The organism is Alphaproteobacteria bacterium LSUCC0684, from assembly GCA_041228335.1.
Classification (GTDB): domain Bacteria; phylum Pseudomonadota; class Alphaproteobacteria; order Puniceispirillales; family UBA1172.
The window spans coordinates 795,524-808,653 of the sequence record CP166130.1; the positions used below are offsets into that span (position 1 = coordinate 795,524).

The 13,130-nt window shown below is 54.8% G+C and carries 12 protein-coding genes; 1 reads left to right on the forward strand and 11 read right to left on the reverse strand.

All coding sequences use genetic code 11. The features are described 5' to 3' along the window. Positions 1-57: 57 nt before the first annotated feature. Complete coding sequence (locus tag AB8880_03780; GenBank protein XDZ66526.1) at positions 58-1,017, reverse strand: glycine betaine ABC transporter substrate-binding protein; 960 nt, start codon at positions 1,015-1,017, stop codon at positions 58-60. A gap of 177 nt (positions 1,018-1,194) precedes the next feature. After that, positions 1,195-2,718, reverse strand: coding sequence for a trimethylamine methyltransferase family protein (locus AB8880_03785; protein XDZ66527.1), 1,524 nt, complete (start codon positions 2,716-2,718; stop codon positions 1,195-1,197). A 121-nt stretch (positions 2,719-2,839) separates the two neighbouring features. On the opposite strand from AB8880_03785, the gene AB8880_03790 reads away from it, so the two are divergent. Further along, entirely contained in the window at positions 2,840-5,260 is a 2,421-nt protein-coding gene (locus AB8880_03790) for an FAD-dependent oxidoreductase (GenBank protein XDZ66528.1), read from the forward strand. Positions 5,261-5,323: 63 nt separating this feature from the next. On the opposite strand, the gene puuE is transcribed toward AB8880_03790, so the two are convergent. The 9 genes from puuE to AB8880_03835 form a co-directional block, all read right to left on the reverse strand. Continuing rightward, positions 5,324-6,259, reverse strand: a complete 936-nt coding sequence (gene puuE / locus AB8880_03795; protein ID XDZ66529.1) for an allantoinase PuuE — start codon at positions 6,257-6,259, stop codon at positions 5,324-5,326. Between the two features lie 24 nt (positions 6,260-6,283). Continuing rightward, the gene (locus AB8880_03800) at positions 6,284-6,931 is read right to left on the reverse strand and encodes a GntR family transcriptional regulator (protein XDZ66530.1); all 648 of its coding nucleotides are present in this window, start codon (positions 6,929-6,931) and stop codon (positions 6,284-6,286) included. Positions 6,932-7,004: 73 nt separating this feature from the next. Then, positions 7,005-7,718 carry an aspartate/glutamate racemase family protein gene (locus AB8880_03805; protein XDZ66531.1) on the reverse strand — a complete coding sequence of 238 codons (714 nt, stop codon included), beginning with the start codon at positions 7,716-7,718 and terminating at the stop codon, positions 7,005-7,007. Between the two features lie 2 nt (positions 7,719-7,720). Then, positions 7,721-8,443: an ABC transporter ATP-binding protein gene (locus tag AB8880_03810; protein ID XDZ66532.1), complete on the reverse strand. Its 723-nt coding sequence runs from the start codon at positions 8,441-8,443 to the stop codon at positions 7,721-7,723. Between the two features lie 2 nt (positions 8,444-8,445). Further along, on the reverse strand, positions 8,446-9,225 hold the full coding sequence (locus tag AB8880_03815) for an ABC transporter ATP-binding protein (GenBank protein XDZ66533.1): 780 nt from the start codon (positions 9,223-9,225) through the stop codon (positions 8,446-8,448). An 8-nt stretch (positions 9,226-9,233) separates the two neighbouring features. Then, positions 9,234-10,202, reverse strand: coding sequence for a branched-chain amino acid ABC transporter permease (locus AB8880_03820; protein XDZ66534.1), 969 nt, complete (start codon positions 10,200-10,202; stop codon positions 9,234-9,236). Between the two features lie 57 nt (positions 10,203-10,259). Further along, on the reverse strand, positions 10,260-11,129 hold the full coding sequence (locus AB8880_03825) for a branched-chain amino acid ABC transporter permease (protein XDZ66535.1): 870 nt from the start codon (positions 11,127-11,129) through the stop codon (positions 10,260-10,262). A gap of 102 nt (positions 11,130-11,231) precedes the next feature. Next, positions 11,232-12,419 carry an ABC transporter substrate-binding protein gene (locus tag AB8880_03830; GenBank protein ID XDZ67013.1) on the reverse strand — a complete coding sequence of 396 codons (1,188 nt, stop codon included), beginning with the start codon at positions 12,417-12,419 and terminating at the stop codon, positions 11,232-11,234. 231 nt (positions 12,420-12,650) lie between these two features. Next, the gene (locus tag AB8880_03835) at positions 12,651-13,046 is read right to left on the reverse strand and encodes a helix-turn-helix domain-containing protein (GenBank protein ID XDZ66536.1); all 396 of its coding nucleotides are present in this window, start codon (positions 13,044-13,046) and stop codon (positions 12,651-12,653) included. Positions 13,047-13,130 lie beyond the last annotated feature (84 nt).

Below are 13,130 nucleotides of genomic sequence, written 5' to 3' on the forward strand. Positions count from 1 at the left end.
CTGATAGAATGGCAGCGCCATGAAGGAACGCTGCCATTCATCCTCAAATCAGAGGGATTATTTCAGCCAGCTGTCCACGGCATCGCCGTTCTTGCTGACCCAGTCCTTGGCAAAGGCTGCCGGATCCTGTTTTTCCACAACAACCGCATAGGTCATCTGGGAAATCGTATCCGTGTCAAACTTTGCATTACCCAGCAGTTTGGCTGCTTCCGGGTGGCTGGATTCCAGGTTTGCCGCGTAATGGATATGCAGATACGCCGTATCCCATGCAACGCCTGCCTCGGAGACTTCAAGCCAGTCTGCGCCATCGGTAGGCTGCTTGACATTCCACTTGGCGGGATCATGTTTCGGCTCTTTCAGGATGACCAGCTCATGCAGGGCAAACATGTGGTGCGGCGTGTAGCAGAAGAAAACAATGTTCTTGTTGCCGGCAACAGCGGCATCGACTTCTGCAAGTGCCAGGGACTCATCCATTTCCTTGAGCTGCATGGTTTCATTATAGCCATAGGACTTGGCACGGATTTTCTCAACATTGGTTGAAGCCCAGCCGGCTGCGCCGATCCAGATCTCGCCCTTGCCGTCGCCATCGGTGTCAAAATTCTTGGCCATGTCAGGGTTGGAAAGCTGGGACAGATCGGTAATGCCGATGCGATCTGCGGTTCCCTTGGTCACGCACATCGCCTGGTCACCAGCAACGCCATTGGGGTTAATCCGGACGGTCTTGTTTTCCTTCACGTATTTGTTATGCAGGTTGGTCTGGTTCGGCAGCCACACTTCGGGATGCACGTGCATGGAGCCGGCATCCATGGCTTCGAAAACCACGGGGTTGGTGCCGTTCTGCAGTTCGACTTCAAGGCCAAGGTTGTCTTCAAGCGCAACCTTCAGCACATGCGCGGTCACTCGAACCGAGGGCCAGTTCGGCACACCGATCACGACATCCGCAGCAAAAGCCGCAGGAGCAAGCAGCGCAGAGCATACCGCCCCGGCCAGAATATTTTTGGTAATGGTTTTAATCATGGAGTTCCTCCCAGTTTTGATGAAAAAAGATTAGCCCTTTTTTCGATGAACCTTCAAGCCATTAATTTATATATCGATTTCCTCAATAACTTAGTTTGATTTTTGTGTTGGGTGCCGTTGAATTGGCGTTCTTAAATTTAAAAAACTGATAAAATAATCCCTCCCTCGGCAGGGATCTTACAAATAAATTTTGAATTTTTCCTTAATTTTAGTGGCGCATTTCGTGTCCAGATATTCCGGGTGATACTGTGCCAGAATTTCCCGGGCCCGCTGGTTGGCGTTCTGCCAGATCGTCATCCGGCCGGTTTCATCCCAGGTGACAGGGGGGTCGCGATTCGCAAGCACGGGATAGACATAATCTCGTTCCATTGCGGCAATTGTCTGGTCCTGGCCGAGGAAATGGCCATCGCCGAGAATGGCATGTTCAATATGTTCAAGCGCAATGGTGTCGTCGTTGACTTCAATGCCGCGAAGGGTTCGATAGATGGCGCTGTGCATGTCGTTATCCAGCAGAAATGCTTCAAAAGAGGCGCCTAGAAGGGCCGCGGTCATCCCGGAGCTTTCATAGATGAGATTTCCTCCCGCCAGCCCGGCGGCAAGCGCGGTTATTCCCTTTTCTGCTCCATATTGCGCATCGATGGCCTTGGCGTCGGTCATTGATGACGCCACGCCCGAGGGAAGCCCCAAAGCATTGCTGAGCTGGGCCGAGGCGGCATTGAGCAAAGCCGTTTCACCGCCGCCGCCAGAAAAGGCACCGGTGCGCAGGTCAATCACCAGAGGCCAGTTTGAAAAAACCATCGGATAGCCCGGGCGTATGAGATTGACCATCAGAAGGCTTGCAAGCGTTTCGGCAAGTGACTGAACCAGAAAACCGGCAAGCGTAGCAGGTGCCGTGGCGCCAGCCTGGGCGGCGGTGATGCAGGATAAAGGGATATTATGTTCAATACAGGCATAGGTGACGTCCACCGCATCCTCGCCGAAACGCATCGGCGAGATGACCGGGCTGATATGTGCCTTGACGAAGGGACGCGCGGAAAACCTGCCGTCGCCGCCTTCGGCGATATCAAGCATCGCCACGATCGGCGCGACATGTTCGGCAAGGGTGAAGGAAGTGGCAACGGGCTTTGTTGTTCCGCAAAGAAGAGCATAGACGGTATTCACATCAAGATCGAAATTATCCGGAATATCCGTGGCAACGCAGCAACGCGTAAACCAACTCACGTTTTGGAGTTGATCCTGCAGCCGGGTGAAATCGTAAAGATCCTGCAAGGTGGAAGGGCGATAGGTGCCGGTTTCAAGATCAAGCGTCTGCACCGCGGCGCCACCGGTGCCGAAATGCACGCTATCCCCGCCCACTTCAATCGATCGGTCCGGATCTCGGCCATGCAGAACAAACTTTCTGGCCGCAAGCGCTATCGTATCTTCGGTCAGGGAGAGGGGAAAGGTGATGCGCCCATCGTCCCGTCTTTCCGCGCCTTTACTGAGGAAGAGTTCAGCCAGCCTAGGCGGCACCTCTCCCATACCGAGAGTATCAAGGAGATTGAGCGCGGCGGTGATGATCTGGTCAATATCCGCATCACTGAGCGGCCTGTACTGCCCGCCCTTCTGCCCAGGCGGTGCCGGGTTGGGAGTCTTGCCTTTGCTGGCGCGCAGCTTTTGTCTTGAGCTTCGCCCGCCGCTTCGTTGTGGTCTTTTCTCCATGCCTTTATCCCGGCAAGATTAATCAGGAAGTTTAATTCAATATCGTCAACCTGCATCAATTTCATTGTAACTTTGGTTTCAGACCGTGCAAGATAGCAAGGTGGAAAAGGGGGCCGGGCAAATGAAATCCTCAGCACGCGTGGTTGTTATCGGCGGTGGTATTGCGGGGTGTTCAACCTTGTATCACCTGACCCGGGAAGGCTGGACAGATGTGGTGCTGGTTGAGCGCGATGAACTGACCTCCGGAACCACCTGGCATTCGGCCGCGCAGGTCACCAATTTCGGCATGAATCAGACGATGGTCGGGCTGAAAAGCCATTCCATCGCGCTTTACAAGGAACTGGCCGCGGATCCCGATTATCCGATCAACTATCATCACGCCGATGGCGGGATCAGGCTTGCCAATACCGAAAGCCAGATGGAAGGGTATCGTCACTTTGCTTCCATGGCGCGGGGGATGGGGGTGAATTTCGAGGTAATCGACGCGGCCGAATGCGCGCGCCGCCATCCACTCATTTCCACCGATAATCTGCTTGGCGGGCTGTGGGATCCGCTCGATGGAGATATAGACCCAGCCCAGCTTTGCCAGGCGCTGGCCCGCCGCGCCCGCAACGCCGGAGCCGAAATCTACCGTCATACCCCGGTCACTGCCCTGACGCAGTTGAAGGACGATACATGGGTGGTTCACACCACCAAAGGTGATATCGATTGCGAAATCGTCGTCAATGCCTGCGGCTATCGGGTAAATGAGGTCGGTGCCATGATGGGGGTGCACCATCCGGTCATGTCCATGGAGCATCAGTATTTTGTCACCGAACCCATCCAGGGGATCATTGATGCCGGCCACCGGATGCCACTCCTGCGCTGCCCGATCTCGGATTATTACTGCCGACAGGAAAAACAGGGTCTTCTGCTCGGGTTTTATGAGCAGAACTGCAAGACATGGGGGATGGACGGCATTGATCCCAATTTTGTCAACGCCCTCTGCCCCGATGATCTTGACCGGGTGACCGATGTGCTGGAAGGGGCGTTTGCACGCATGCCTGCACTGATGGATGCCGGTATTCATACCGTGGTGAACGGCCCTATCACCTATACGATCGATGGAACGCCTCTTGTCGGTCCTGTGCCGGGCCGGCGTAACGCCTTCTGCATCATTGGTCTGCGTGCCGGTGTCGGGGAAGGCGGCGGCCATGGCTGGCTGCTGGCCCAGATGATTGCCCATGGCGAGGCCTGCTACGATACCTGGTGTCTTGATCCTAGAAGGTTTACTGGTCACGGCAATGTCGAGTTGACCGCGCTCAAGGCTGTTGAGGATTATCAGAATGAATTCCGGTTTCATTTCCCCCATGAGCACCGGCCAGCGGGACGACCGATAAAGACCACGCCGCTGACACCTGTCCTGGCGTCGGAAGGGGCGGAGTTTGGCGTCGTCAATGGCTGGGAGCGGATAGCCTATATAAAACCATCGGATGATTTCAGCGAAACCCACAGTTTCCGTTTTAATGAGACCTTTGATGTGGTGGCCGAGGAGGTCAACGCTGTCCATACAACTGTTGGCCTGACCGAAGTCAGCGGTTTCAACCGTATCGAAATCACCGGCGCCGGGATTCATGACTGGCTTGATGGTCTTTTCTGCGGCCGCGTCAGACGTGATATCGGCCGGGTCGGTCTTGGCTATATGCTCAATCATCACGGCAACGTCAAGGCTGAGGCTACGATTGCCAATATCAGCGAAGGACGCCTTTGGTACGGGTCCGCGGCGGCGGCGGAATATCATGACATGGAATGGCTCAAGGCGCATCTGCCGGCCGATGGTTCGATCCGTCTCAAGGGGTTGACAAACGATATGACCACGCTTGTGCTGGCGGGCCCGAAAGCCCGGGCGGTGCTTGATGATGTCACCCGGATGGACTGTTCGGCCAAAGCATTTGGCTGGCTTCAGGTGAGAGAAGGCTTTGTCGGTATCGCCCCTGCGGTGATCATGTCGGTGAGTTTTTCCGGCGAAGAGGCGTTTGAAATCCATCTGCCAAATAACCAGCTTTATGCCGGTTACCTCGCGCTCAGAAAAGCGGGCGAGGCCCATGGCTTGCGTCTCTTCGGCTCAATGGCGATTGAATCGATGCGGCTGGAAAAGGGATACCTGCACTGGAAAGCGGATCTGATCACCGAGTTTAATCCTTTTGAGACAGGCCTCGGCCGTTTTGTGGATATGGGCAAGGACTTTATCGGCAAGGCAGCGCTCGAGAAGATGATGGATCAAGGTCCGCGCCGAAATCTCGTCACCCTTGCGTTTGATTGCACCCATGCGCCGAGCCATGGCGGCGCGTCGGTCAGCAAGGATGGGCAGGTGATCGGAACCGTCACCTCGGCGGCCTGGGGATATCGGGTTGGGATGAACCTTGCCCTTGCCTTTGTTGATCCCGATCAGGCGGAGACTGGCACCCGGCTGGAAGTTGATGTGCTCGGGATACCAGAGGCGGCAACCGTGATTGCCCCGAGCCCTTATGATCCTGAAAACAGGCAGCTCAAGCATACATAATGCCCGCAGATTTCCCCTCAGGGGAATTCGATGACCTGAAAAACCATTGCCTATCCGGACAGGTTATGCCGCAGGTCCCGGATAAGGATGGGTCTTGATCCAATGATTTGCGATATCGATGCGCCGGGCGATCCAGGCCTTGTCATGGGACATGACGTGATCAAGAAACTTGACAAGCCCCCGGAAACGCCCCGGCCGGCCGATCAGCCGGCAATGAAGACCGATCGACATCATCTTCGGCGTTATTGCCCCTTCTTCATAGAGCACATCAAAAGCATCGATCAGATAGCGGGCAAACTGCTCGCCTGTATGAAATCCTTGCGCGGTGGCAAAGCGCATGTCGTTTGTATCCAGCGTGTAGGGAACGACCAGATGCGGGCGATCCAACATCCGGGACCAGAAAGGCAGATCATCCGAATAGTCATCGGCATCGTAGACAAAGCCACCTTCCTCGGCCACGAGAGCGCGGGTATTTTCGCTGGTCCTTCCGGTATACCAGCCAAGAGGACGCTCCCCGCAAATTGCCGAGTGAATGGCGATGGCTTCCTGCATATGGGCGCGTTCGGTGGCCATATCCATGCCGTGATAATTGATCCACCGCAATCCGTGGGAGGCAATCTCATGACCGTCTTTGAGGGCCTGTTCGATCACCGCCGGGTGGCGCTGCATTGCCATTGCCACCCCGAACACCGTGAGCGGCACACCACGCGAGCGGAACAGATCAAGGATACGCCAGACCCCGGCGCGTGAGCCATATTCATAGATGGATTCCATGGACATGTGACGTGCGCCTTCAAAGGGCAATGCACCGATGATCTCGGAAAGAAAGGCTTCCGAGGCTGCATCGCCATGGAGGATTGCGTTCTCGCCACCTTCTTCGTAATTGAGCACAAACTGCACCGCGACCCGGGCCCCGCCAGGCCAGGTGGCCTGCGGCGGGTTCTGGCCGTATCCGACCATGTCCCGGGGGTAGTTGTCGTTCAGTTCAGTCTCATGCATGGCACAACTCCGGAGGAATGGATTTCAGAAACCGAGTGTTTCATGGAGGGGCAGGGGGCGCGTATCCGGGCGATCATCCAGATCAAGGCCTGAGACCAGATCCTCAAGATGATCTTCCATCAGCTGACCTGCCCTGGCCTCATTACCTGAAGCTATGGCCTGGACCAGCGCATCATGGGCGTTGCATTCACACATCGTATCCTGGCGCCGCCAGTAGAGCGACACAATCAGCGATGATCTTGATACCAGTTCTTCGACAATATTGGTCAGAATAGAGTGGTTGGCGATACGCGCTATCTTGATATGAAATCCGGCGGATAAAGTGATGGCGTCGCTGTTGTTTCCAGCCTTGAGGGCCTCGTTTTCCTTGAGGAGGTGCCGTGAAAGCTCTTCAATATCATCGGCGGTTGCCCTGGATGAGGCCAGCCCGGCAATATAAGGCTCAACCAGTGAGCGCGCTTCAAACACATCCCGGGCCTCTCTCTTGGTTGGTTTGGAGACATGAACGCCACGATTGGGCAGGTGAGTAAGCAGACCTTCATGTGTAAGGGCCCTGAGCGCGGTGCGTATCACCGTGCGCCCCAGCCCATAAATGTTGCACAGTTCATCCTCGGCCAAGCGTGTACCTGGCGCCAGACGGTGCGAAATGATCGCCTCCTTAAGGTTTTCCATCACAGCTAACCAGGTTGGTTCATGTTTTCGCGCCGCTGTCATGACTAAAAAAATCCTCTTTAACCTCTGCTTATCATGACGAGAATTTCATTCTTGGCCATGCATAGCCGCCAATCTTACTGTTTTCAAGTCCAAGTGCAACCATGGATTCAACCAGTCGAACAGCACAGGAAATTCCATCCAGTATCGGCACCTGATGCTCCTGGCCAAGATGGGCCGCAAGGTCAGACATGCCGGCACATCCCAGAACAATGGCTTCAGCCTTGTCCACTTCAATGGCATTGCGTATTTCGGTATTGATGCGCGCCAGGGCATCCCCGTTCCCTGTCTCGAGTTCAAGCACCGGGATATCACTTGCCCGCACGCCCGAACATCTGGCAGCAAGCCCGTATCGCACCAGATTATGTTCAAGCGCCGGCACCGACCGTGAAAGCGTGGTCACCACCCCGAATTTATTGGCGATCATCGAGGCCATATGATACGCCGCCTCGCCAATTCCCACCACCGGTGCCGCTGTTGCGCAGCGTGCTGCATCAAGTCCGGTATCATCAAAACAGGCGATGACGAACCCATCCGCTTTCGGAAAGGAACTGACAACCTCGAGCAGTCCTGCAAGGGACAGCGCCTCATCATAATATCCTTCGATGCTGACGGGGCCGTGCTCAGGGTTCAATACATTCAGATCAAGCCGATCTCCCGCCGCTTCTGCGGCAACAACGCGTATGCGATCGGTCATGGCGGCGGTCGTATTCGGGTTGATCACCACGATTTCAGGCTTGCCGTCCATCCCTAAATCTCCCCCCCGAGATACGCCGCCTTGATCCTTGGATCATCAAGGAGATCAGCGGATTTACCCTCTACCGCAACCGATCCTGTGGTAAGAGCATAGGCGCGGTTTGAAATGCTGAGTGCCATTTTAGAGTTCTGTTCCACCAGCAGAACCGACACATTCTCTTCACGATTGATCGAGATGATGGAACGGGCGATTTCCTGCACCAGTTTCGGGGCGATACCAAGCGATGGCTCATCAAGCAGAAGCAGGTTGGGCCTGGCCATCAGAGCCCGGCCGATAACCATCATCTGCTGCTCGCCGCCGCTCAATGTTCCGGCCATCTGTCCATAGCGTTCACGCAGGCGGGGAAAGCGGGTCAGCACGCTTTCGAGCGTATCCTTGATCCCGTCCTTGTCGGAGCGGCTGAAAGCCCCCATCAGGAGGTTGTCCTTCACGCTCATATAGGGGAAGACCCGCCGTCCTTCCGGTACCATGGCGATCCCTTTTTTCACGATGGAGGCCGCATCATAGTCAAGCAGGCTTTCCTGCTTATAGGTGATGCTGCCGGATCGCGGACGGGCAAGGCCGGTAATGGCGCGCAGAATGGAGGATTTGCCCGCGCCATTGGCCCCGATCAGGGCAACGGTCTCGCCAACATCCAGCCGGATGGAAACACCTTTCAGCGCATAGACATGGTCATAATAAAGTTCGACATCTTCAAATTTCAGCAACGGTTCCATCTCTAAAACCCTACCGCATCATCTTCACTGCCAAGGTATGCTTCGATAACCCTGGGATTGTTCTGAATTTCCGAAGGGGTACCTTCGGCGATCTTTTCCCCGAAATTGAGCACGACCAGCCGGTCCGAGATCTTCATCACTGCCGCCATGTCGTGCTCAACCAGAAGCACGGTTACGTCGCGGTCACGCACCCCGCGTACAAGTTCCACCATATGCATGGTTTCATCGTGGTTCATCCCTGCAAAAGGTTCATCCAGCAGGAGGAGTTTTGGCTTGGTTGCAAGACCGATCGCCATGCCGAGCGCCCGCAAATGACCCTGGGGCAGATTGCTGGCCAGTTCATTGCGGATATCATCCATGCCGAGGAAGGAGATAATGTCATCGGCGGATTTCCCGAAAGCGGCTTCATCCGCGATGGCCGCCGGCGTGCCGAGAAAAAACCCGAAAAGACCAGCGCTGGAGCTCAAGTGATGTGAGACGATGATATTGTCGCGCACGGTCATGCTCTTGAATACGGTTGTTTCCTGAAATGTCCGCACCACGCCGAGTTTGGCGGCCTGATGCGGCGACATGTTGGAGATTTTCCGCCCCTCGAACAGCACTTCGCCTGATGTGGTGCGCAGGAAGGAGGCGATCAGTTTGAAGAGGGTGGATTTGCCCGCCCCGTTCGGCCCGATCACCGACAGGATCTCATTCGTGTGGACAGAAAAACTGACATCCGAAACAGCGGTGAGGCCGCCGAATTTCTTGGTGAGGTTTCTGACTTCGAGGATTGTTGTCATGCCGGCTCCTAATTCTTCATCTTGCTGAAGATGCTCAAAAGCCCGTTGGGAAGGGTCAGCATCAGGAAAATGAGTAGCGAGGAATAGATCAGGAGCTGGTATTCACCCGCGGTAAAGAGAAGATCCCAGCCAAAGTAGTTGACGAGCGTGCCCAGCATCGGCCCGAAGACATAGCCAAGCCCGCCAAGGAAACAGTTGAGCATGAAGTCAACGGAGTCCTTCACCGGAAAGCTTGCCGGGTAGATGGACTGCGAGATGCCCACGAAAATCGCTCCGGCCACCCCGCCCATAAAGGAGGATATGGAAAAGGCGATAAGCCGGAGCTTGGCGATATTGACCCCGATGGAGGAGGCCAGTTCCTCGTTCTGCTGAAGGGATCGGCAAAGATGCCCGATCCTGGAATTGACCAGCCGATACATGCCCGCAAAGGTTATCAGCATCAGCACAACCGCGACATAGAAGAACCCGCGTTTGACATTCTCAAGCTCGGCGAAATCCGGGATCAGGGTCAGGCCGAACAGGCTGACCCCGCCCGGAAGCGGGATGGAGGAAATCCCCTTGGCGCCATTGGTGATGGGCAGCGCCAGAGCCGTAAGGCGGGCAACCTCGGTCATCACCAGCGTGACCATGGCAAAATACACCCCGCGCAGACGCAGGATGGGCAGGCCGACAAGCACCGCCACCAGAATGCACATCAGCCCGGCAAGAGGGATCGTCAACCAGAACGATACGCCATATTTGACCACCAGAATGGCCGAAGTATATCCGCCGACAAGGGCAAAGGCCCCCTGGCCGATATTGATCCGCCCAATATAGAAGGTGAGCCAGACGCCGGCGCTCGCAATCGAAAGAAGGGCAACCGAAGTCAGCGTGTAATAAAGATCCCAGCGTCCGGATATCTCAATCAGATACGGCACGCCGAAAATGAGCAACAGCGCGAAGGCCAGGGCAGATATCTTTGCCTGCAATGTTAACATGTTCCAATCTCCCGCCAGTTGCATCGCCGGCTCAAGCTGATCATTACCGGCATGATTCTACCCCCAGGGTTTGCCCATGAGGCCCTGGGGCCGGATGGCAAGAAACACCATGAGGCTGGCAAAAATGACCAGATAGGTGATATCGCCGAAATCCGACAGAACCGTTAGGCCGATGGATTCGAGCATGCCGAGGATGAAACCGCCCGCGATAGCGCCTGAAATCACCCCGGCGCCACCGATCATGACCATCATGAACGCCTTGATCGAGGTCGGCCCGCCCATGCCGAGGTTAACCCCGGTTATGCTGACGAGCAGTCCCCCCACAGTTCCGGCCAGCATCGCCGCAAGCGCGAAGCCGATCATCGAATACAATTCGACATTCACCCCCATCAGTTGGGCCGCCACCTTGTCCTGGGCAAGGGCACGCATCGCCCGCCCGGTTTTGGAATACTGCATATAGGTGATGAAAAGAACGATGAAAAGTACCGCAAGGCAGCCGATCAGAATCCGGTCGTAAGGCATGATGATGCGGAAATCCCAGTTGAAGACGCCATTGACGATCTTGGGAATACCCCGTTGTTTTTCACCAAACAGCAGGAGGATCAGCGCATCGAGGAAAAAGGCCACGCCAGCGGCCAGCAACATCGTGCTTTCTTCCCGCACGGATTTTCGGATCACCGGCCGGAAAAGGAATTTTTCAAGAATGGCCCCGATGATGGCAAGAGACACACCGGCGCTGATCAGGGCCACAATATAGGGCATGCCAAGCTTGACCGAAACCGTGTAGGTCACGAATCCGCCGATGACATAAAGCTGTCCATGGGCGAAATTCAGCACATTCATCAAGGAGAAAATCAAGGTCAGGCCAAGCGCAATCAGCGCATATTGGGCGCCTAAGTATAATCCGTTGACGATGATCTGTTCCATCTTGGGGCTCCAGAACATTTGGGTTGAAACAGATAGATGCTTTCTGTTTCGTGGTAAACCCCGGCCAGCGCAATGCACTGGCCAGGGCCAACTTGGGAGGATTTAGTCGACTTCGGCAATGAACAGTGTTTCGAACGCACCGTTCCTGTATTCATTGACAACCATCGGCACGAAGATCTGACGCTTCTGGCCGAATGAACTGTTGCCAACATATTTCAGCTTGCTGTCGCCCTTCATGTAGATGTTGGGGACGGAAAGCGTATTGATGGTCTTCTTGAACTCATTGACATCATCGATGGCTTTCGGGTTTGCCTTCATGGTCTCAAGGATATACTCAAGCGCGTATACCTTGGTGTTGGATTCGTCATTGTACTCACCGAACATCTTGGTGTAGCGCGTGACGAATTCCTTCATCTTTTCGGAGGCAATTTCAGGTGTCGAGGCACCGCCGACGGAAATGAATCCGTTCGCCAGATCGCCGGCACCTTCTTTCAGCACCGTCGCGTCCTGGGCGGTTTCCGTCGAAATCAGGCCCTGATAACCAAGCTCACGTGCTGAACGGATCAGCTGCGGGGCATTGGCTGGTGCCACGCCGGAAAGAACCAGCAGGTCCGGACGCTTTTGCAGAACCGGGGTCAGCACCGGGGTGAAGTCAGTAGTGTCGACCTGATAGGTCACGTTGCTTGAAACGACGTCAAGGCCAAGTGCCTTGGCGGCGGCAACCCCGCCATCACGCTGGCTCAGCGGGTCCGATTCATTGGCCGCGACAAAGGCAACTTTCTTCACGCCCTTGTTGTCACGAAGGTACTTGTAGATGGCCGGACCGGACTGATAGTTTGCAATCATTCCGAGAACGGCGTTGGACGCCGGGGCGGTGTAGAGCTCTTTCGGGAAAGCATAGGGGAAATAGATGATATCGTTCTGCTCGGCGACAGGACGGACAGCAGCCGCGCCATCATCCACGTTTGGTCCAACCACATAATGAATGCCTTCCTTGGCCATTTTTTCCATGCCGGCAATAGCCCGCTTCGGGTCTTTCTGGTCATCAAAGGTGACAATTTCCACATCATAAGTCGTGTTGCCGATCTTGACACCGCCCATCTCATTGATCCATTCAGCCCGGGTCTGCATGGAGCGGACATTTGAAGTCCCCCAGGCGGCGGCCGGGCCGCTGGTCACGCCAACAAAGCCGATTTTAAGGACTTCATTGGCAGCCTGTGCCGTCATGGCACTGAAGGCTACCCCGGCGGCGAGCGTTGCTGCTCCAGCCAGAGTTGTCAGTTTTCTCATATGTTCGCGCATTTTCATCTCCCTTTTGTTCGTGAAATGCCTGTGACAGTTCAACTTCATTATTTAAACAAAAATTGAATAGGATTCGTAAATGATATGCAACAAGATTCTTTAATTTTGTATACAATATGAAAATAATTGTTTAAATAAAGGCGATTGGCCCATGCCTGAGGGATCAGCAAGAACCAAGCACAAGGTTACACGGAAGGGAAGTGAAGTTCAGGATTTGGCCTAAAGCTTCTGGATGATGGTGTTGATTTTTCTAAGGTGCTTGGCCAGGATTTTCTGTTGCTCGTTGATTTCCGCCATTTCGGCTTTGAGATTTGAAATCAATTTACCGCCGCGGCCGCGGGCACGTTTCTTGGCAACACCACTGTTGCCTTCTTCGGCGATGAAATAGGTGGGGCTGACACCAAGAATCCCGGCCATGGCCACAAGTTTGTTGACCCTGGGCTCACTGCGATCGCTTTCCCAGGATTTCAGCGTAGAAGGTCTGACGCCGGTCAGGTTTGCCAGCATCTGCACACTCAGACCCGCCCGCTCTCGACATTTGAAGATCCGCCCGCCGAGGGTGGTTTCGACATTCCCGTCCGAAAGAACATTGGAAGATGATGTCTTGATTGGCATATTTTATCCTGTTTCCGACCTTTAGTCGAAAATAGGAAAAAAATTCAATTTTGTCAAATCCATCACCTCAATTCCTGCTGTTGT